A 22,313-nucleotide genomic window follows, 5' to 3' on the forward strand; every position below is an offset into this window, starting at 1 on the left:
ATTAGAAACTACAACTTTATTGTTTTAAAAATTTGTAGTTTCTAATTTCTTGGTAAACTGAGTTGGAGTTACACCTGTTCTTTTACTAAAAGACTTTGTAAAAGAAACTGCATTTTTAAAACCTACACTCTCGGCAAGCGCCTGAGTTGAATATTTGCGATATTTTGAATTTGTTATTAATTCATTAATCACATAGTTAATCTTTAATTCATTAGAGTATTCGCTAAAGGTCTTACCAAATCTCTTATTAACAACATAGGATAAGTAGCTAGTATTTGTTTTAATTTTTTTAGCAACAGATTGTTGGGTAAAATCCGAATTGAGATAATAAAGCTTCTTTTCTAATTGCTTTAGTTTTTCAAATATTTCCTCTTCTTTCTCTAGATCCAAATTCATTTTAGCAACCATTTTAGGCACACTATCTATAAGAATTTCTGTTTCGTGTGTTACTTCTGGAATCGCATTATTCAATTCTAATCTTTGCTTATACTCTTCAATCAAAGCATTTATTTTTTTATCAGTCTCTCTTTTCTTCTTGATGCTTTTTATATACAGCGCAATTAAAACCAATAAAAGCACTACAAAAAGAAAGATTATCAAATTCCAAAACCGAATTTTATTCTGATTTTTAGATTGAAGTTCTTCCATTTCTTTTTTCACATTCACGTTACCTAACCGAAAATTGACACCTGAGGCTTCATTATCAAGTTTTGAATGAATTGTCTCGAACTTTTCAAAGTATTTTTCAGAATATTTCAATGCCTCTTCAGGATTATTCTTAATCGTATAAATCTTAGCGAGGTAATAATTAGAATCAATATAATACAAATCATCTACCTTAGTAATTTGATATATTGAATCTACTTTTTTAAAGAAACACAATGATTTATCATATTCTTTCGTCTTAAAAAACAAACTTCCTAAATTATAACTAGCGATAAAAAGTTCGGCTTGCAAATTATTTTCCTCACTAAATAATAAGACATCATAATATATTTTTTCGGCATTTGCCAAATCATTTTTCATGTAATAAATATTCCCTAAACTCATTTTAGAATTTAGTTTTGTATTCATATAATTATTAGAATATAAAATTGCCTTTGTGTAGTAGTACTTTGCAGAATCTAAAAGTTTAGGATTGGAATAGTTTTTCCCGTAAGATTTCTCAAAAGCTCTACCTAAATTAAAATTTATATTACTCTTATAATTGGTAAGCTTTTCTTCAGAAAATGAATACTTGATTCTGTCTGTTATTTTATTGGACTCTTTTAAAGATAAAATTGCCGATTTATAATTTCCTACCTCAATATTAATTAAGGAAATATTCATATAGAATTTAACCATCCGAATCTGGTCGTTCTCTTTCTTAGCAAGAGCTAATCCTTTTTCGAATTTATCAAAAGCCGCTGTTAGATTGTTTTTTCTCCAATCTATAAGTCCTCCATAGTTTAATAAGTCGGCATGTAGTATTCGTTTTTCTTTTGAGTTTTTTACATTTTCTAAAAATATAAAAGCTTGCTCATACATTTTTCCCGACTTAATACTATCATCTTTAAGCTGGTATAAATATGCTTTAGCTCCACTCGCAAAAGTTTTATGCAAATAGTTTGTAGACTGCTCCATTTTATTGACAAAAATAAAAGCACTATCAACATTAGAATTTGCATACGCTCTCACTTTATCTTGTAACTGCATATACTCTTTATCGCTTAATTGCGAATTTTTCTGTGAGAAAACGGTACTTACAATAAAAAAAAATAGGAGGCATTTAACAAATTTCATTCGCGATATGGTTTTGAATTATCCCAAATTTAGTCATTAATACCAATAAGCAAAGAATATTTTACAATAGAAATCTTAACATTATCACAATTTAATTCTGATTATAATTTTTAAATCGACAAAAATTATAACAATTTACTTTTGTTTTGTTATATCTATATTGTGTAAATTTGTTCTTGAAAAAAAACATAAATTATGAAACCAGACCTATTTCAAGCACCAGATTATTATAACCTAGACGACTTATTAAGCGAAGAACACAAACTTGTTAGAGATTCAGCCCGAGCATGGGTAAAAAGAGAAGTTTCTCCTATTATCGAAGAGTATGCTCAGAAAGCAGAATTCCCAAAACAAATCATTAAAGGCTTAGGAGAAATAGGTGGTTTCGGCCCTTATATACCTGTTGAATACGGTGGAGCTGGATTAGATCAAATATCTTACGGTTTAATCATGCAAGAAATCGAACGTGGAGATTCAGGAGTTCGCTCAACTTCATCAGTTCAATCTTCATTAGTAATGTACCCTATATGGAAATACGGTAATGAAGAACAAAGAATGAAATATTTACCTAAACTTGCTACTGGTGAGTTTATTGGATGTTTCGGTTTAACAGAACCAAATCATGGTTCTGACCCAGGAAGTATGATTACCAACTACAAAGATATGGGAGATCATTACTTATTAAATGGAGCAAAAATGTGGATTTCGAATGCACCTTTTGCTGACATTGCTGTAGTTTGGGCTAAAAATGAAGAAGGAAGAATACACGGTTTAATCGTAGAGCGCGGTATGGAAGGTTTTACAACGCCAGAAACACACAATAAATGGTCACTTCGTGCATCATCTACAGGAGAATTGATTTTTGACAATGTAAAAGTTCCTAAAGAAAACTTATTACCAAATAAATCTGGATTAGGAGCACCACTAGGTTGTTTAGATTCTGCTCGTTACGGAATTGCTTGGGGCGCAATTGGTGCTGCAATGGACTGTTACGATACAGCTTTAAGATATGCTAAAGAAAGAATTCAGTTTGACAAACCTATCGCAGGAACTCAATTGCAACAAAAAAAGTTAGCCGAAATGATTACCGAAATCACAAAAGCACAATTATTAACTTGGCGTTTAGGAGTTTTAAGAAACGAAGGAAAAGCAACAACAGCTCAAATTTCGATGGCAAAAAGAAATAATGTTGATATGGCTATTAACATTGCTCGTGAAGCCAGACAAATTTTAGGAGGAATGGGAATTACTGGCGAATACTCTATCATGCGCCACATGATGAACCTGGAAAGTGTTATCACTTACGAAGGAACTCACGACATTCATTTACTAATTACAGGAATGGATATTACTGGAATTCCAGCTTTTAAATAGAAATCATCTATTAAAATATTTATAAAAACAATTTAAAAGCTTCTTGGTACCAAGAAGCTTTTTTATATTTGCAAAAAAAATACCACCATGAATATTGAAACTATAAACAATAGCATTCAACCTCAGAAAGATCTTTTATTACAACACCCCCTATATAAAAAAATCCAAAACATCGATGATTTACATTGCTTTCTAGAAAGTCATGTTTATGCCGTTTGGGATTTTATGTCTTTACTAAAAGCTTTACAATCTAAACTTACATGTACAACTACACCTTGGTTTGCTAGTAAGAATCCCGAAATAAGATACCTAATCAATGAAATTGTACTAGCCGAAGAAACTGACTTAAGTCTTGATGGTCGTCGCCAAAGTCATTACGAAATGTATCTTGAAGCAATGGAAGATTGTGGCGCAAGTACAAAAAACATTACAGGATTTTTAGACCAGGTAAATTCATTGCAAAACATTTTTGTTGCAATAAAACAAAGTCAGTTACACCCAAACATTAAAGCTTTTCTAGATTTTACTTTTAGAGTAATCGAAGAAGGAAAACCTCATGAAATTGCTGCAGCTTTTACATTTGGAAGAGAAGATTTGATTCCGAATATGTTTACTGCAATATTGAAAAATTTTCAAGAAAACTTACCAGATACAGATTTAAGCAAACTTATATATTACTTTGAGCGTCATATCGAACTAGATGCAGATGAACATGGCCCTATGGCAATGAAAATGATTACAGATCTATGCGAAAACGACGAGCAAAAATGGTCTGAAGTTCAAGAGATATCTATTTTATCATTAGATAGAAGAATTGGATTATGGGACGCTATCGAAGAAGAAATTAGCGTAAAAATAGAAATGGCATAAAACCAAAAACCTATTCGCAACGTAAGTATTATTGAGGAGATTACTAATACCTTAATTATATATTATGAAAAGTAAATTCAAAATAATACTTACGTTGTTGTTCGCGATTTCTACAATTAGTTGTAGCTCAGAAAACGACACAAATTCCCCAGTAGCAATTATTGTTCCTCCGGTTACAACAACCCCTCCACTTACTGCAAAAACGATAAATTACTTAGCTCTTGGCGATAGTTACACTATTGGTCAAAGCGTATGCGAAACTTGCCGATTTCCAGAGCAATTAAGACGCAATTTATCAAACACATATCCTGCAACCTCATTCTCGCTAAAAATCATCGCAAAAACAGGCTGGACAACATCTAACCTGCTATCTGCTATAAAAACGGAGAATCCGGATTCTAATTATGATTTGGTAACATTGTTAATAGGAGTCAATAATCAATTCCAGAATGCTCCTTTTTCTCTATACGAAAGTGAATTTCCTGAATTGGTAAACAAAGCAATTTCCTTAGCAAAAGGAAAAAAGTCGAGTGTTGTAGTAGTTTCTATACCCGATTATGCCTACACTCCTTTTGGTCAATCGGTTGTATATAATAGTAAAACAATTTCATCAGAGATAGATAAATACAATGCTTTTGCAGAGAACTATTGCAAAGCAAACAATATCGAGTTTATTACAATAACAGATATTACACGACAAGGCTTATCTGATCCGAATTTAGTCGCAAAAGATGGATTACATCCATCAGAATCTGCATATTCTTTATTTGTACAACGCATTCTACCAAAAGTGAAGTTACAGTAAATAAAAAAAGCGAGAAAAATTTCTCGCTTTATACTTCTTTATATTAATATTCTGGGGCTAACTCCAGTTCTAAACCTTCTAAATCTTCTGTGATAGGAATCTGACAACCTAAACGACTATTAGACTTAACATAAAATGCTTCTGAAAGCATTGCTTCTTCTTCATCTCCCATTTCTGGTAACGCAACGTCATTTAGTACATAACACTGACAAGAAGCACACATTGCCATTCCGCCACAAGTCCCTTCTACAGGAAGCTCATAAGCTTTACACAGCTCCATTACATTCATTGCCATATCAGTTGGAGCCTGCAATTCATGAACAACTCCTTCTCTATCTTTAATCTTTATTAATACATCCATTTAAATTATCGGGATTTTGATTATTAACGCATTTTCAGATAGCAAAAATACATTATCTTTTAGAAAATACTAACTGCCCGGTTTAAAACTAAATGCATATTCTTTTGAATTATCCTTTAGGTGCATTTTTATGCCTATAATATTTCCTTTATCTAATATAGTAACTACTGCAATAACCGAATAATAATCATTCCCGTTCTGAAAGATTAATGTTCCTTCATAAGTAGAATTTACTATACCTTGCTTATCTGTAGTGGTTTTAATTTTTCTTGGATGAGAGAACTCAGCTGTCGCATAACTCTGTCTGTTTGAAAATTTGGCTTTACCTTCTGCGAAGTCATACAAAAAATCATAGTTTGTAATTCTTAAACTTCCCTCCTCAGGTGTAGGCGAAATAATAATTTGACCAGCAAATTTAAAATCCGACCATTCTTCAAATTCATTTACCCACGCTTTATCAACATATAGATTATCTGCAACCTGCTGTCCATACGTAGCAGAAGTAAAAAGTAACAAAACAATTAGCTTGTAAAAATTATTCATAAATGTAAGATTTGAGGTTATATGGCAAATTTAAGTTAAATTTATATTAAATACCATTGCAAAACCTCTAATTCTTAACACATTTTTTTATCAAAATTACTTTATTACGTTATTTTACTGAATATCTGATAATTTTAACACTATTTTCTTATTAATAAATTTAAATTCAAAAACAAATCAAGTGCTTTTTTGATAATCCAACATTCAGTATCCAAATTATCTAAACAAATACTAAAATATTTTAATTAGCATTGTCAATAATTCATTTAATCCACAAAAAACAAACCTTACTATTGTAACAAATAGTTACAATTACATAATGTTTACCACAGTTTCTATCTGTGGTGCAAACTTTTTAATTGTAGTTTCAACACCTGCTTTAAGCGTCATTTGGTTTACACTACAACTAGTACACGCTCCTTCAAGGCGAACTTTAACGTGTTTATCATCTTCTATAGAAACTAATGTGATATCACCTCCGTCTGAATTCAGAAAAGGTCTGATTTCATCTAGCGCTCTTAAAACATTGCTTGTTAATTCTTCTGTTGTCATAATTTTTATATTCAATTAGTGAATGTGTCAATTAGAAAATGTGTCAATTAGACAATTAGATAATTGAAGTTTAAACTCTTCGTTTTTACGCAAACTACAATTATCTAATTATCCAACTTCCTAAATTATCTAATTTGAATCATTATCTCAATTATCTAATTTTTCTTTACCGCAGAACATCCTGCCATTGTTGTAATTTTGATTGCTTCGGTAGCTGGTAAACTATCATTACGGTTTACTACTTCCTGTACAACGTTTCTAGTGATTTCTTCAAAAACAGTTTCGATAGTCGATGCTGTTTGTAAAGCTGCCGGACGACCATAATCTCCTGCCTCACGAATAGATTGTACGATTGGAACTTCTCCTAAAAACGGAACTCCTAAATCTTCAGCTAAGTTCTTAGCACCTTCTTTCCCGAAGATATAATATTTATTATCAGGCAATTCTTCAGGTGTAAAGTACGCCATATTTTCTATAATTCCTAAAACCGGTACATTGATGTTATCTTGCATAAACATCGAAACTCCTTTTTTAGCATCTGCCAAAGCTACTGCTTGCGGAGTACTTACTACAACTGCTCCAGTAATAGGAAGTGATTGCATGATAGAAAGATGAATATCTCCTGTTCCTGGAGGTAAATCGATTAACATAAAATCTAATTCTCCCCAATCTGCATCAAAAATCATTTGGTTCAACGCTTTAGATGCCATTGGTCCTCTCCAGATTACAGCTTGACTTGGCGCTGTAAAAAATCCGATAGAAAGTATTTTAACTTCATAACTTTCAATCGGTTTCATTTTAGACTTTCCGTCAACTAATATCGAAACAGGCTTTTCTGCTTCTACATCAAACATAATTGGCATAGATGGCCCATAAATATCAGCATCTAAAACTCCAACAGCAAAACCCATTTTAGCCAATGTAACAGCTAAGTTTGCTGTAACTGTTGATTTACCAACTCCTCCTTTTCCAGAGGCTACAGCAATAATATTTTTAATTCCTGGAATCGCACGACCTTTAATTTCGTTTTTCTCAGGAGTTTCAACTTTAATATTCACTTTAACCTTAGCTTCCGGAGAAACTAATTCAAGTATTGTTTTTTTAATATCGTCTTCAGCACGTTTTTTTATGTGCATTGCAGGAGTATGCAAAACTAAATCAACTACAACCTCATCACCAAAAGTAATAACATTTGTAACCGCTCCACTTTCAACCATATTCTTACCTTCACCGGCTATAGTAATCGTTTCTAAAGCTTTAAGGATTTCTTTTCTGTCTAATTTCATTTTAACTTTACTATTTTCTATTGACAATAATCGTTTCAAAAATTATATTAATTTAAACCGATTTTAGATTACAAAGATAACAGATTAAGTTCTTATTCTAACGGTTTTAGATTGGATTTATTGATATTGAGATTACTCAAAATGATTATAACAGCCTGCACTTGCTTTTTAAGTATCAAAAACACATCTAATATTTTACTTACGTTTGTCTGTACAAATACTTTTTCAGTTAAAATACATCAATTTAAATATTCATTTTTAGAACAATACATCCAAAATATCAATAATCTTAACTATATTTGAGTACCTTAAACTTATACTTCCTACTACCAAAAAAGAACATAAAACTCTGTTTTTAAAAAATTTACAATTCTTTTTATGTGCCTTTTGAATAAAATTTCATTTCTAATTTAAATCTAAAAAATATGCGAAATTTTACTTTTTCATTTGTAATTATTGCCGTTAGTTTTTTGATGTTTTCTTCTGAATCTTCAGCTAAAGAAATCAATACGAAAAACAAAGCAATCGCTTTAGAAAATCCTTTTGTATCCAAAAACTCTATTGCCCCGGAGTTAATTAATGACTTTTACAAAAAATATCCAAAATTAAAAAAATACCAAAATGACGTTTTGGATCTTTATAAAAAGAAAGATTTTAATTCGATTTGGTATGACGACAAAAATATTTCCGAATTTGGATTCTTATTGTATCATAAAGTACAATTATTAAATGACCGTGATGGCATCAAAGCTACAATGCCGTATATGGATCTGGTAAATGATGTTTTTAATGAAAGTGTATCTAATAAATTACCTCAGATAGACACCGAACTTTTACTCTCTAACATGTATGTGTTTTATGCCAGCAATGTCTATTCTGGCGTTGACCCTGCAACGTTAAAAAAAATTGGTTGGTTCTTACCTGCCAAAACCGTTTCGTACGCAAAAATATTAGATTCTCTTATGGTTAATCCTGACCGATTAAATAAAGATGAGAACCTTTTATTTGAACAATATTATAAACTTAAAGCTGTTTTAAAAAAATACAGAACAATCGAGAAAAACAATTTATGGAAAAAAATAGATATTGATAGCGCCACTTTCAAAGACATAAGACCTCTGGACAGTAGTCTTGCGGTAAGACAAATCAGAGAACGTTTATTTGTAGTTGGAGATTTAGCTCAAAATTCTAAAAGAGAAGTTTATGATCAAGAGATGATGGATGCCGTTTTAAAGTATAAAAAAAGATATGGCCTAAAATTAAATTATGCCTTGACTCTGGAACACATCAACCAGATGAATGAGCCTATTGCTAAAAGAATTAAAACAATAATGCTAAACATGGAACGCTGCCGATGGATACCTACAGAATTAGTTCATGCAAGTGAATACATAATGGTAAATATCCCTTCTTTTAAGCTAGTTTATGTTAAAAATGGCAAATACGAATTGGTATCTGATGTTTTTGTAGGAACACGTATGACCGAAACTGTAATTTTTAGTGGTAATATGGACAAAATCGTATTCAGTCCATACTGGTATGTTCCGCAAAGCATCATTAAAAACGAACTAAAATCTGAAATAGCCAGAGACAAAAACTATCTGGCGGATCATAATATGGAATGGAATGGTGGTAATGTGAGACAAAAACCAGGACCACAAAACTCTTTAGGATTAGTTAAGTTTATGTTCCCAAACCCTAATGATATTTATTTACATGATACGCCTGCAAAAAGTTTGTTTGAGTTTGAGAAACGTACTTTTAGTCACGGTTGTATAAACGTAAAAGAAGCTAAAGCACTTGCACTTGCCATTTTAAAAGACAACCCAGATTGGCCAGTCTCTAAAATAGATCAGGCAATGAGTGGCGAAAAAGAAACTCCTTGCATATTAAAAAACAAAATCCCAATCTATATTGGTTATTTTACTGCTTGGGTAAACGAAGATGGAGAGATTGGTTTTTATCCAGATGTATACGACAGAGATCAAAAACTAGACAAATTACTTTATTCAGATGCTATCGCTGAGCAATAAAATAGAGTTTCTAATAAACAAAAAAGACCCGACAGCTGTCGGGTCTTTACCAAAACTCAATTCTAATTAATTGCTCAGATTAATTATTCGTATTTAAGATATTTAAGAATATCTATTTTTGTTACCTGATATGCTTTTGTTAAAACAATTACCAAAGTTAAGAAAAGTAACACAATCAATGCAATAATAAATGGCAATACTGGAACATCAATTCTAAAGGCGAAATTCTCTAGCCATTTGTTAAGCAAAATATACGCTGGAAATATTCCGATTATTAAGCCTAACACGCAAAAACCAACATATTGTTTCGACAATTCTTTAAGCAAAGCATCCGTTTCTGCTCCAAGTGTTTTTCTGATAGCTATTTCTTTTAATCTTCTTTCCATCGAAAATGACGCTAAAGCAAACAATCCAAAAATAGCAATTACAATCACAACAATGTTAAGTACAAAAAACAAATTTTTCTGTTTTACTTGTTCGTTATATGTTTTTGCAAAACCTTTATTTACAAATTCATAGTCAAAAGGATAATCCTGATTTATATTTTTCTCCCAATAGGTTTTTAATTTTGCTAAAGTCTCGGGTAAGTTGTCAGGTGAAACTTTTACAAAAATATTATCAAAATTATTCCATTTCAATGTTTTAACACTAACAAAAATCATTGGCGGAACCTTATTTTGTAATCCTGTAAGATGAAAATCTTTTACCACCCCTACAATTTTAAATTTCATATTCCCTTTTTCGTTCCCCCAACCTGAACTGATTATTGTATTTATCGGATTTTTGAGATTCAACATCTTAGCGCAAGTTTCATTTATTAACCAGTTACTCACCGTATCCAATGCATATTTCGGGGATAAATCTCTTCCTTGAACGATTTTAATTTTCATCATATCGAGAAAACCATAATCCATTACAATATTTCTCGGTTGTACAAAAATACCATTATGGGTAAAACCTGAACTTGAATTACTACCGTTTCCAAAAGAACCTGCAAATGTAGATGCATCCTTAACCCCAGAAAATTTTAAAATCTCTTGTTTTGTAGTCTGATATTTTTCGAATTTTTTAGCTTGGTCACTATATATAAACGGAATACGAATTATCTGATCTCCGCTAAAGCCAAGATCTTTATTCATCATATAATTGACTTGAGAGTTCACAATTAAGGCTCCAATGATAAAAAAGGCAGCAATACCAAACTGAAAAATTAACATCGAATTTCGAATCCAGATACCACTTTTGCTTCTGGAGAAATTGCCTTTTAGAACTTTTAAGGTTTCGAAATTAGAGATGTAAATGGCAGGGAATATACCCGCAAGAACAATTACCAATCCAAATATTAGAATAAGCTGCAGATAAAATTCGCTGCCATTCATAGTCAAAGATTTATTCAAAAAATTATTGTAGTAAGGCAATGATAGTTCAACTATTGCTAATGCAAAAAGAATAGCCAAAGTTACAATTATAGCAGTTTCAAATATAAATTGAGCAATGATTTGCTTTTTGCTTGCTCCAACAATTTTACGAACGCCAACTTCTTTAGCACGTTTTATTGCTGAAGCAGTTGCAAGATTAATATAGTTTACTAAGGACAAAGCAAGAATCAGGATAGATAAACCAACCATGATATAAAGCAACTGCAAATTACCTCTGCCTTCAGGAAAATTATCACCATTAGGAGATTTTGTACCATATAAGCGAGCTGTTGCTAATTGGTCCAGAATAACTATAATGCTGCCATTTTCTTTGATAAATTGTTCAGGAGTCAGACCGCGGTCTTTAGCCTCTTTTACAATTCTATTAACAAAATTCACGTGATCCATCTTCTTTAAAACCGTCTCTATATTGGTTCCTTTTTTGGTTTTAATCATTAAGGTATAATTGAAGTCTCCCCATTGACTAATGTCATTTTCCCTTATTAAGCCTCCAAATACATAATTGGGTTCAATAGAAGAAGGTCTGATTATTTTATAAACCGATTTTACCACATAAGGTTTATTATCCTTTGTAATAATTTTGCCAATAGGATCTTCGTTCTTAAAAATTAATTTTGCAGTTTCATCAGAAATAGCAACACTGTTTTTTTCTTTTAAGATGTCTTTTTTGGCTCCCTTTAGAATTGGGAATGGAAAAGAATCAAAAAAGTCATAATCAGCCATTATAATTTTTTTTCCAATCCATTTTTGGCCATTATATTTTACTACCTCTTCATTATACCAACCAGCGTAAAAAGCAATAGATTCTATTTCAGGAATAGTAGCTTTACAAGTTAAGCCAAAAGGTACTGGGCTTGAATTCCAAATATCTTCATTTGTTCCAAATTTATTAAGAACCTGATATACATTCTCTTTTTCAGGATTCCACTGATCATAAGAGTTCTCATTGTTCCAATATAAAATCGCAAAAATAATCCCTGCAATTCCTATGCTTAATCCTAAAACATTTAAAAACGAAAACAGTTTATTTTGTTTTAAATGGTAAATAAATATTTTTATCCAGTTAAGTATCATTATCTTACTTTATTTAATTATATTTTGGTTTGGTTAGTTTGTGTACTATTTTATAAAAAAAGCGTTTTGCAAAACTCTACTATCTCTATAATTACTATTGTTATCAATTTTATCATGATTTCTATACTTTAAAAACATCTACATTTCTTTGATTTAATCTTTCCGAAAAAATAATCCCATCTTTCATGTGAATTGTTTTTTGCGAAAAAGAAGCGTCGTAATCCGAATGCGTTACCATAAGTATCGTAGCACCTTTGGCATGCAAATCGGTTAAAAGTTCCATAACCTCATTTCCGTTTTTACTATCTAAATTTCCGGTTGGCTCATCGGCCAAAATAATCTTCGGATCATTTACCAAAGCTCTCGCTACAGCAACACGCTGTTGTTGTCCACCAGAAAGTTGTTGCGGAAAATGCTTTAATCTGTGAGAAATATTAAGCTTTTCGGCAATTGCTTCAACTTTCTGCTTTCTATCTGATGACTTTACATTATTATAAATTAATGGCAACTCAATATTATCATAAACAGAAAGTTCATCGATAAGATTAAAATTCTGAAAAATGAAACCAATATTCTCTTTACGAACAGTAGCTCTTCCTTTTTCCTTAAGTCCAATCATTTCGCTATCCAATAATTTATAACTCCCATCGCTGGCACTATCCAAAAGCCCGATTATATTAAGCAAAGTAGATTTACCACAGCCTGAAGGCCCCATAATCGTCAAAAAATCTCCTTTTTTTACTTTCAAATTGATTCCGCTTAATGCCGCAGTTTCTACTTCTTCTGTTCTAAAAACCTTAGTTAAATCTTGTATTGTTATCATATTTATTCAATATTAATTGTTGATGATTCTATTTTTTGATTGATGATTGAAACTTTATTATTTATTGTAAAAATGCAAACTGAAACTGTTACTAAAAATTATCATTTATTGTTAATTGACAATTCTTCTACGTCTTTATAATCTAAATAAGAAGATACTATTACCGATTCTCCTTCTTTTAATCCTCCTAAAACTTCATAATATGCAGGATTTTCTCTTCCTAATTTAATGGCTCTTTTCTCGGCTTTATTTCCGTTTACAACAAAAATCCATTTTCCTGCCGTTTCCTGATTAAAGCTTCCTTTAGGCAAAACAAGTATTTTATTTCTCTCCGATAAAATTAATTTCACCCCAAAACTTAATCCATCCTGTAAGACAATTTTCTCTTTTGGATCAAAATTCAATTCTATAGAAAAACGACCACCTTTAACCTCAGGAATTACTTTGGTTACTACCACTTCAAGTATTTTTCCTTGATATTCGATTTCTCCTTTTAAACCTTCTCGCATTTTCTCCAGATAAAACTCATCTACCTCGGCCATTAATTTATAACCTTGTTTAGAATCTATTCTTCCTATGCTTTCTCCCGCCTGAAAATTCTTTCCTAAAACCGGTTGAAAAGAAGTAAGCCTTCCAGATTCTGGTGCTGTTATTAAAAAGTTTTTCTTGTTGTTTCTCAAAATATCCAAACTCATTTCCATAGTCTGAATCGAACGATTAATTTGTGAAATCTGCAATTGATTCGTTTGCTTTTCTTTTTGAATACTTTGCTGAATCGTTTTTCTTCGTTCGTCCTGAAAACGTAACCCTTCTTTAAATGCATTCCAATCGTTTTTTGAGATTACATCCTTCTCATATAATTTTGAGTTCATATCATACAAACGCTTTGCGTCATTATAATCATGCTCTATTAAAACTAAATCTTTAGTCAAGTTCAATTCCTGATTTCTAATGTTCAGTTTACCCGTATTCAAGTTATTTATTTGCTCGATAATAGCTGTTTCCTGCGTAAGGTAATTAAGTTCGGTGTTTGGGTTATATAATCTTGCCAAAGGTTGTCCCTTAACAACCGTAGCTCCATTCTCAACAAAAATCTCTTTAACCGAACCTCCTTCAGTCACGTTTACTAACATCACATTCAAAGGCACTACTTTTGCCTGAAAAACCATAAAATCTTCAAAAAAAGCCATCTCGACTTTCTTTACGATTAATTCGTCTCCTTTTACATTCAGACTTCTTTTTTTATTGAAAGAAAAAAATACTACAATTGCCAAAGCTAAAAAAGCCACGATTCCTATTGTCAGATACCTAATTTTTTTACTTTTACGAGGAATTACTTTATCCATGAGTTCTAATAATTTACTGATTACCAATAGGTAAATATTGTGCCAAAAGAATTATAATTCATAAAGCATTGATTTATATAGCAGTTTCAAAACCATCAAAAAAAAGTAGTGTTCGATAATGAACAGTTGACCGTTCACAATCGAACAAAAAAACATATCATGCGAAAAAAACAAGCCAATATATTAGTTGTCGATGATCAGGAAGAAATTCTTTTTTCGGTAAAAATGATTCTGAAAAAACAATTTGAATCCATTTTTACCACAAACGACCCCAAAAAAATCATTTCGCTTTTATCCGAAAGTCCAATTGATGTTGTTTTATTGGACATGAATTATCGCATTGGTTTTGAAGATGGACGCGAAGGAATTCATTGGCTGAAAGAAATCAAGACATTATCTCCGCAAACAGTTGTAATTTTAATGACTGCTTTTGGCAAAATAGAAACCGCAGTAGAAGGTATAAAAATTGGTGCTTTTGATTATGTTTTAAAACCTTGGAACAACGAAAAACTACTGGCAACAATAGACAATGCTGTTGAAGAAAGCAGAAAGAAATCTAAAAAAGTAATTGCAAAACCCGAAGAAAAGAAATATTTCACAGGAACTTCTGCCAAAATAAAACAAGCGTATTCTATTGCAGATAAAGTTGCTAAAACTGATGCTAACGTACTTATTTTGGGAGAAAACGGAACTGGTAAATTTGTTTTTGCACAACACATTCATCAAAATTCGCAACGAAAAGACAAACCATTTATACATGTTGATTTAGGTTCTTTGAGCGATAATTTATTCGAAAGTGAATTATTTGGCTATGCCAAAGGCGCATTTACTGATGCTAAAACGGATACTCCTGGACGTTTTGAAGCTGCTGCCAACGGAACTATTTTTCTGGATGAAATCGGAAATATTCCGTTGCATTTACAAGCAAAACTATTACATGTTTTACAAACAAAATCGGTAACCCGCTTAGGCGAAAGCAAAGCAAGACCTCTGAATGTAAGAATAATTGCTGCAACAAATAGTGATATAAAAGCCGAAGTAAAAAACAAGACATTCCGTGAAGATTTGCTATACCGAATCAATACCATGGAAATTACTTTACCATCTTTACGAGAACGAAAAGACGATATTGTACCAATGGCTGAATTTCTTCTTAACGAAATTGGAGAAAGATACGATCAAACCGAATTATCTTTTGATAGTAATGTTGCCAAACATCTAGAAAGATATCCTTGGAAAGGAAATGTTCGCGAAATGGAAAACAAAATCGAAAGAGCTTTAATCCTATCCGAAAACAACACGATTACAGTAACTGATCTCGATATTCTAGATTTTGAAGATTTTCAGGTTAATGACGAAAATCCATTATCTGAAATAGAAAAGAGTGCCGTAGAAAAATCTTTACTTAAAAACAACGGAAACATTAGCAAAACTGCCGAAGAATTAGGATTATCAAGAGCTTCTTTATACAGAAGAATTGAAAAATATGGCTTAAAAAATATCGAATAATGAAAAACTTGAAATTTTATAATGCCTTATTTTTACGTGTTTTTATTGTCATAATAATTCTGTTTTCTTCATTATATCTTGCACAACAAAAACTGTATTATAATAGTATTTTAGTAGGCGCTGTAGTTATTATTGCTTTGGCAGAAATGTATTTTTTTATTAAAAGCAAAATGAGTTTTTACGACAAAACCATTCTCTCTATTCTTCAAAATGATTATTCGACTAATTTCCCTGAAGAACAAAGAAAAGGAAGCTTCAAGAATCTCTCGATTTTGTATGATACTTTAAAAGAAAAGCAACAAGAACAAAAATCCAAAGAGTTGATTTATCGCTCTATTTTAAACAATATCGACACCGCTATTTTAATTCTGGAAAAGGAAAATGACAATTGGAATATATTTCTGATGAACGATTGTTTCTCTACCACATTTTCTGTTCCTAAAGTAAGCCATTGGGATTATCTCAAAAACTATCTTCCGTCGCTTTTTAAAGAAATTGAGAATACCCAATTTAGCGAATTAAAGACAGCTATCGATGTCAAAATTGAGCAACAGGACTTACAAACGTTTATGCTTCAGACTTCGCTAACAAAATCATTAAACAAAGAATACTTTATCATTTTACTAGATAGCATCCAGCGTGTTATTGATAAAAAAGAAAAAGAAGCGTGGATTACTTTAATGAAAATAATTTCGCATGAGTTAATGAATTCCTTAACTCCGATTCGTTCGCTTTCGCAAAATTTACTTCAGATAATTGATCAGGAAAAACTCGAAGAAGATGATTTTGATGATATAAAAAGCAGCATTTCGACTATTATAAACCGAAGTGACCATTTACAGATTTTTGTAGAAAACTATAGAAAGCTAGCCATGCTTCCTACTCCAGATAAAAAACCTGTATCGATTAATACTCTTTTTGAAGATTGCCTAAATATTATGGCACCAATCTTAAAAGAACAAGGCATTGAGCTGATAAACAACATTAATAGTTCGCGTTCTATCTTAATTGATAAAAGCCAGATAGAACAGGTTATCATCAACCTGATTACCAATAGTGTTTTTGCATTAAAAGATAAACAGGAGAAGAAAATATACTTATCGGCATTGTCCGAAAACAATCGTTTTTTCATCACGATTTCTGACAATGGGAAAGGAATCGAGCCTGAAATAAGGGATAAAATATTCCTTCCTTTCTTTACAACCCGAAAAGAAGGTGCAGGAATTGGACTTACGCTTTCTAAGAATATTATTGAGGCTCACGGAGGTTATTTAAGTTACCAAACCGATGAAAATAGGACAGATTTTGTTATTTGTTTGATTTAAGTTTGACCATTTTAACTTTGTCAAAGTTCGAACTTTGACAAAGATTCAAAGATTACAGAATCTACAACTCTATTTCTGGTTGCCAAAAATGCTTTTCGAAATCTACAATCTGATTGTCTATAACCTCTATTCCTTCGTTTTCGAGTAATTGTTGCATTAGGTTTGTACCGTCAAAATGATGTTTACCACTAAGTAATCCTTTTCTGTTTACGACACGATGCGCAGGAACATCATCCATATTATGACACCCATTCATTGCCCAGCCAACCATTCGTGCCGAACGTGCTGTACCCAATGCTTTTGCAATAGCGCCATAGGAAGTTACTTTCCCGTACGGAATCTGTCTTACGATTACATAGACTCTTTCAAAAAAATTATCTTCTGCCATGGCTTTATTTTCAAGTAAAAATTAAGCGAAATAATATCGTATGATATTAAAAAGTGTGATTATCGAAATTACTCCTGTAATGCTCCCGATAATGATATTCATGTTCTTAAGTATGTAATCTGTTTTCTGTTCTATCTTCTGAAAAAAAGCGATATAACAATAAAAAACAGTAAATGAACCTAAAACTGCTCCAGTTACAAACACAGATATAAAATGATTCTCAAATAGAAATAATTTATAAGAAGCCAATGTAACGCTAACAAAAACGTAATATGGGATTGGGAAAAAATTAAGTGCAGAAAGTAACATTCCTAAAAAGAAACGGCTTTTCTTACTCTGATTTTTAATCTTGTTTTTTTTCTTTTTTGGCTCTTTTGCAATCCAAAGAAAATAAATCGTTAAAACCGCAAAAATCCCAAATCCAATTTCTCGCAATAAGATTACAACATCTGGCCGCTGATCGATAATTCTTGCCGACAAAATCGCCAAATATACTTGACAGAATATAATAAGTACTGCTCCGGCAACAAACCACAACGCATTCTTTTTCCCTTCTTTTAAGTTTACTTTGGCTGCTGTCATATTTATTAATCCTGGCGGAATAATACCAATAAAAGCCGTAATAAAGCCTAAAAGCAAAGGAATAATAAATGTCATGCGCTGCGAATCATGTATTAAAGAATGGGGAAACTAAAATTAAAAAGAAAGAACTACGCTTTAATTTTAAAACGAATATACGTAATTGCCTTATTAATTTCTAAATATTGTTTCTCGTAAAATGTCTGAAAAGCAGTAACCTCTTCTGGGCTTCCTTCATTTACATACACATTATGATTAGCATATAAAACCTCATGACCTTCACCGTGCAACAAACCTAATGTATAACCGTGCATAAACTCGCTATCAGTTTTTAAGTTTACAACACCATCTTTCTTAAGGATTTTTTTATACAATTGTAAAAACTCCGAATTGGTCATACGGTGTTTAGTACGTTTGTATTTTATTTGTGGATCTGGAAAAGTAATCCAGATTTCATCTACTTCATTTTCAGCAAAAATATGGTTGATTAATTCGATTTGAGTACGAATAAAAGCAACATTATGTAAACCTGTTTCTACAGCAGTTTTAGCTCCTCGCCAAAAACGAGCTCCTTTAATATCGACTCCAATAAAGTTTTTATTTGGATATCTTTCAGCCAATCCTACAGAATACTCTCCTTTTCCACAACCTAGTTCAAGTACCAACGGATTATCATTCTTAAAGAAGTCTTTGTTCCATTTCCCTTTATGCGGAAATAAATCGCCTACAACTTCTTCTCTCGTTGGTTGAAAAACGTTATTGAATGTTTCGTTTTCCTTGAATCTCTTTAGTTTATTTTTACTTCCCACTTTTTTACAAATATTTCGGCAAAATTAAGGAATATATACGAATGAATGGCATCGGATTTCAAAAATGAAAAAATCCACCTCTAATAGCTTTTTTCTACCTAAATATTGAGTGTGATTTTCTGTATAAAAGAGAACTAAACTTATCCTCTACAGATTACTTTTTCAGCCACAGATTAAAAGGATTAAAAAGATTTTAAACTTTGCGACCTTTGCGTAAATCTTTGTACTCTCTTTGCGGTTAAATCCACGTTCCATTAAATCCACATTCCATTATAAACAATTTTAATTAGCCGTTTTCATTTTAGGCTCTAGTGTTTCGTCATGTTGCGATAAGTCTAACCCGATATGTTCTGACTCTTCGGACACGCGCATTGGGATAATCACATTTGTAAGTTTAAATAAAAGATAAGCTCCAAAAAAAGTAAATATCGAAACCAAAACCAATGCCATCATATGATGTGCAAAAACCATCCATCCGCCATGAAGCAAGCTCGCTTTATCACCATGTGCAAAGATTGCAGTAAGAATCATTCCCATTATTCCTCCTACACCGTGACAAGCAAAAACATCTAATGTATCGTCAATTTTCTTTAAGAAATTAGCATTTACAACCATATTCGAAACCAAGGCTGCACTAAACCCAAAGAACATACTTTCTGGCACTGATACAAATCCTGCAGCTGGCGTAATCGAAACCAATCCTACAACTGCACCGATACAAGCTCCTAAAGCAGAAACTTTACGTCCGTTAATTCTATCAAAAAATACCCAAGTTAACATCGCTGCCGCAGAGGCTGTTGTTGTCGTAGCAAAAGCCATTGCCGCAACACCATTGGCTGCCAAAGCCGAACCTGCATTAAACCCGAACCAACCAAACCATAACATTCCTGTTCCTAATAATACAAACGGAATATTGGTAGGTATATGTCGGCTATTTTTTCTTTTCCCTAAAACCAAAACTCCTGCTAGCGCTGCAAAACCTGCGCTCATGTGCACTACAGTTCCTCCGGCAAAATCTTTAACACCAAAATAAGTTCCTAAAATTCCTGTAGGATACCAAACCGCATGACACAAAGGGGCGTAGATAAATATTGTAAACAAACAGATAAAAAGCAGATAGGAAATAAATCGAACTCGTTCGGCAAATGAGCCTGTAATTATTGCTGGCGCTATAACTGCAAACTTCATCTGGAATAATGCAAACAACATAAACGGAACTGTGTTTGCTAATTGCTTGTGAGGTAAAACACCCACATAATCCATAAAGGTAAACGTAGTTGGGTTACCTACAAAACTATAGAAGTTTCCTCCCGAATGAATTCCTATTGGTTCACCAAAAGCGAGACTAAAACCAAGTACAACCCACAAAAGTGTTACTACACCAAGGCAAATAAAACTTTGAAGCATAGTCGAAATCACATTCTTTTTCCCAACCATTCCGCCATAAAAAAAGGAAAGCCCAGGCGTCATAATCAAAACCAAGCAACAAGATGTAAGCATCCAGGCAACATCGGCAGGAACAATATCTTCTGTAGTTCCAAATTCTGAAAGTATATAATCTGTAGCATTAACAGTTGGCCAAAATGCACCCGTTATACATACAATACTTATAATGATAAAGGAGATAATCCACCACTTTTCTATTTTCATTTTTAAAATACTTTACTTCAACCCTATTTTCACAAGGGTCAAAGTTATTAAAAAACAAGTATTTTACTTTTTAAGGGGTTAAAAAATAGCAGGTAAGATTAAATTATCATCGATATTGCAGTTTTGAGTATGTTTTTTTAAGAGTATACCATTTTGAGGTTCTATTTAAGATATGAATTTGCCAATTATATTATAACGAAATTAGAACCTCAACTTTTAAAACATTAAAAACAAAGTCTTTACTTACTTTTTCTTAAGTTTAGTAATGATAACATCCTCTAATGGTGCTTTTATTTTAACAACTTCATCTACATTGTCGTTTGGAACTGTCATAGACAAAACATAATGTTTCACTTTCCATTCCTTTCCTACTTTTACCATAACTCCAGATCCGCGACAAATTTTCATTTGAGTATCTAGTAATTCATCAAACCAAGCTGTTTTTCCAGTTGTATCAAAAAAGATATGACGTTCTAATGTGGTAAAATTCCAAGTTTTCCCTTTATCAAAAAATGGCTTTGCCCAAACTTTAAAATCGGCTTTATTCCAATTTTCGGTAGCATCAGTTCCGATAAAAATAGCATCATCGGTCATTAAAGCAAAATACGGCTCAAAACTAGCATCGGCAGCAGCCTTATGCCAAGAATCAAGTGTTTTATTAATTTTATCCTTATCAGATGTTTGTGCTTGTGCAAAAGTGGTAATGAATAATAACAGTAAGATTGATTTTTTCATGGTATATGGTTATTTGTTTTTTAAAGCAGAAATATAGAGAATTTACCGCAAAATGCATAAAATTTGTGCTAATTCGAGAAATCTGTGGCAGAAAAAAATTAACCGCAAAGAGAGTACAAAGATTTACGCAAAGGGCGCAAAGTTTTAGAATCCGTGTAATCCTTTTAATCTGTGGCTAGAATTTAACCGCAAAGTTCGCAAAGGGCTACGCAAAGAGCACAAAGCTTTGCGGACTTCGCGTAAATCTTTGCGCTCATTGCGGTAAAACGGCTAACTAAAACCCCTTTTAACAAATATGGACTACAAAAATCGATTAAAAACCAGTATATTTGAGAACTTTAAAATTATTCAACTATGAATCCGAAAATCTTAATAAGTTCGTTAGTCATCTCTTCTATCCTTTTTATTTCTTGCAAAAAAGAATTAGAACCTCAGGAAAGTACACCAACCTCTGAATTGGTAAAATTGGGATTAGCTCAAGACACTACCAAAGCAAATTCGGCAGTTCAAACCCAAGCACCTGCTGCAAACCCAAATACAGTAATGGGTGATACTGGAGGAATTAATCCTGCACACGGGCAACCTGGTCACCGTTGCGATGTTGCAGTAGGAGCGCCATTAAATTCGCCTTCTTCTCAACCAACAAAACAACTTACAACGCAAACACAAACTGCACCTACAACAGCTGTAGTAACAACTACAACACCACAACCAACGACTACTACTGCCAAAGGAATGAATCCTCCGCACGGACAAGCAGGACATCGCTGTGATATTGCTGTTGGAGCCCCATTAAATTCTGCTCCTGCAAAAGCAACTACAACACAAACAACTACAACACAAACAACTACTGCGCAACCTGCATCGGGCACCGTTAGCCAGCAAGTAACTGTACCTCCAACTCCGGCTGGAGCAACTAATTATAGTGTAACTCCTCCCGGAATGAATCCACCACACGGACAAGAAGGTCACCGTTGCGACATTGCAGTTGGCGCTGCATTACCAAAATCATAAAACAACGATTACCTTC

General features: G+C 32.5%; 20 protein-coding genes. 7 read left to right on the forward strand and 13 right to left on the reverse strand.

Annotation, left to right across the window (positions count from 1 at the left end):
* Positions 1–24: 24 nt before the first annotated feature.
* Entirely contained in the window at positions 25–1,782 is a 1,758-nt protein-coding gene (locus IW20_RS11125; RefSeq protein WP_035622000.1) for a helix-turn-helix domain-containing protein, read from the reverse strand.
* 195 nt (positions 1,783–1,977) lie between these two features.
* Between IW20_RS11125 and IW20_RS11130 the strand changes: the two genes are divergently transcribed.
* The 3 genes from IW20_RS11130 (at position 1,978) to IW20_RS11140 (ending at position 4,831) form a co-directional block, all read left to right on the forward strand.
* Positions 1,978–3,156 (forward strand): acyl-CoA dehydrogenase family protein, encoded by a 1,179-nt coding sequence (locus tag IW20_RS11130; protein ID WP_035622003.1) that lies wholly within the window; start codon positions 1,978–1,980, stop codon positions 3,154–3,156.
* Between the two features lie 87 nt (positions 3,157–3,243).
* Positions 3,244–4,026, forward strand: coding sequence for a DUF3050 domain-containing protein (locus tag IW20_RS11135; protein ID WP_035622006.1), 783 nt, complete (start codon positions 3,244–3,246; stop codon positions 4,024–4,026).
* A gap of 64 nt (positions 4,027–4,090) precedes the next feature.
* The gene (locus IW20_RS11140; RefSeq protein WP_035622009.1) at positions 4,091–4,831 is read left to right on the forward strand and encodes an SGNH/GDSL hydrolase family protein; all 741 of its coding nucleotides are present in this window, start codon (positions 4,091–4,093) and stop codon (positions 4,829–4,831) included.
* Between the two features lie 43 nt (positions 4,832–4,874).
* On the opposite strand, the gene IW20_RS11145 is transcribed toward IW20_RS11140, so the two are convergent.
* The 4 genes from IW20_RS11145 to IW20_RS11160 all read right to left on the reverse strand — a co-directional run bounded on the left by IW20_RS11145 (position 4,875) and on the right by IW20_RS11160 (position 7,573).
* On the reverse strand, positions 4,875–5,192 hold the full coding sequence (locus IW20_RS11145; RefSeq protein WP_035622011.1) for a 2Fe-2S iron-sulfur cluster-binding family protein: 318 nt from the start codon (positions 5,190–5,192) through the stop codon (positions 4,875–4,877).
* 69 nt (positions 5,193–5,261) lie between these two features.
* Positions 5,262–5,735 (reverse strand): hypothetical protein, encoded by a 474-nt coding sequence (locus tag IW20_RS11150; protein ID WP_035622014.1) that lies wholly within the window; start codon positions 5,733–5,735, stop codon positions 5,262–5,264.
* Positions 5,736–6,047: 312 nt separating this feature from the next.
* Complete coding sequence (locus IW20_RS11155; protein WP_035622017.1) at positions 6,048–6,287, reverse strand: NifU family protein; 240 nt, start codon at positions 6,285–6,287, stop codon at positions 6,048–6,050.
* A 155-nt stretch (positions 6,288–6,442) separates the two neighbouring features.
* On the reverse strand, positions 6,443–7,573 hold the full coding sequence (locus tag IW20_RS11160; RefSeq protein WP_035622019.1) for an Mrp/NBP35 family ATP-binding protein: 1,131 nt from the start codon (positions 7,571–7,573) through the stop codon (positions 6,443–6,445).
* 425 nt (positions 7,574–7,998) lie between these two features.
* Here IW20_RS11160 and IW20_RS11165 point away from each other — a divergent pair, with 425 nt between their 5' ends.
* Complete coding sequence (locus tag IW20_RS11165; RefSeq protein ID WP_035622021.1) at positions 7,999–9,606, forward strand: L,D-transpeptidase family protein; 1,608 nt, start codon at positions 7,999–8,001, stop codon at positions 9,604–9,606.
* A gap of 83 nt (positions 9,607–9,689) precedes the next feature.
* Here IW20_RS11165 and IW20_RS11170 read toward each other — a convergent pair whose 3' ends face one another.
* The 3 genes from IW20_RS11170 to IW20_RS11180 form a co-directional block, all read right to left on the reverse strand.
* Positions 9,690–12,119, reverse strand: coding sequence for an ABC transporter permease (locus tag IW20_RS11170; RefSeq protein ID WP_035622023.1), 2,430 nt, complete (start codon positions 12,117–12,119; stop codon positions 9,690–9,692).
* A 121-nt stretch (positions 12,120–12,240) separates the two neighbouring features.
* Entirely contained in the window at positions 12,241–12,942 is a 702-nt protein-coding gene (locus IW20_RS11175; protein ID WP_035622025.1) for an ABC transporter ATP-binding protein, read from the reverse strand.
* 101 nt (positions 12,943–13,043) lie between these two features.
* Positions 13,044–14,288, reverse strand: a complete 1,245-nt coding sequence (locus IW20_RS11180; protein ID WP_035622027.1) for an efflux RND transporter periplasmic adaptor subunit — start codon at positions 14,286–14,288, stop codon at positions 13,044–13,046.
* Positions 14,289–14,447: 159 nt separating this feature from the next.
* Between IW20_RS11180 and IW20_RS11185 the strand changes: the two genes are divergently transcribed.
* Complete coding sequence (locus IW20_RS11185) at positions 14,448–15,797, forward strand: sigma-54-dependent transcriptional regulator (protein ID WP_035622030.1); 1,350 nt, start codon at positions 14,448–14,450, stop codon at positions 15,795–15,797.
* Positions 15,797–17,122: a sensor histidine kinase gene (locus IW20_RS11190; RefSeq protein ID WP_035622032.1), complete on the forward strand. Its 1,326-nt coding sequence runs from the start codon at positions 15,797–15,799 to the stop codon at positions 17,120–17,122. Before IW20_RS11185 ends, IW20_RS11190 begins: the two co-directional genes overlap by 1 nt.
* Before the next feature lie 61 nt (positions 17,123–17,183).
* On the opposite strand, the gene IW20_RS11195 is transcribed toward IW20_RS11190, so the two are convergent.
* The 5 genes from IW20_RS11195 to IW20_RS11215 form a co-directional block, all read right to left on the reverse strand.
* The gene (locus tag IW20_RS11195) at positions 17,184–17,510 is read right to left on the reverse strand and encodes an MGMT family protein (RefSeq protein ID WP_035622033.1); all 327 of its coding nucleotides are present in this window, start codon (positions 17,508–17,510) and stop codon (positions 17,184–17,186) included.
* Between the two features lie 21 nt (positions 17,511–17,531).
* Positions 17,532–18,167 (reverse strand): LysE family transporter, encoded by a 636-nt coding sequence (locus IW20_RS11200; RefSeq protein ID WP_035622035.1) that lies wholly within the window; start codon positions 18,165–18,167, stop codon positions 17,532–17,534.
* Between the two features lie 53 nt (positions 18,168–18,220).
* On the reverse strand, positions 18,221–18,898 hold the full coding sequence (gene trmB / locus IW20_RS11205) for a tRNA (guanosine(46)-N7)-methyltransferase TrmB (RefSeq protein ID WP_035622036.1): 678 nt from the start codon (positions 18,896–18,898) through the stop codon (positions 18,221–18,223).
* 282 nt (positions 18,899–19,180) lie between these two features.
* Positions 19,181–20,548, reverse strand: coding sequence for an ammonium transporter (locus IW20_RS11210; RefSeq protein WP_035622038.1), 1,368 nt, complete (start codon positions 20,546–20,548; stop codon positions 19,181–19,183).
* A gap of 243 nt (positions 20,549–20,791) precedes the next feature.
* Positions 20,792–21,283 carry a nuclear transport factor 2 family protein gene (locus tag IW20_RS11215; RefSeq protein WP_035622040.1) on the reverse strand — a complete coding sequence of 164 codons (492 nt, stop codon included), beginning with the start codon at positions 21,281–21,283 and terminating at the stop codon, positions 20,792–20,794.
* A gap of 354 nt (positions 21,284–21,637) precedes the next feature.
* Here IW20_RS11215 and IW20_RS11220 point away from each other — a divergent pair, with 354 nt between their 5' ends.
* Complete coding sequence (locus IW20_RS11220) at positions 21,638–22,297, forward strand: hypothetical protein (RefSeq protein WP_035622042.1); 660 nt, start codon at positions 21,638–21,640, stop codon at positions 22,295–22,297.
* Positions 22,298–22,313: the final 16 nt, after the last annotated feature.

It is taken from the genome of Flavobacterium hydatis (genome assembly GCF_000737695.1).
In the GTDB taxonomy this organism is placed as follows: domain Bacteria; phylum Bacteroidota; class Bacteroidia; order Flavobacteriales; family Flavobacteriaceae; genus Flavobacterium; species Flavobacterium hydatis.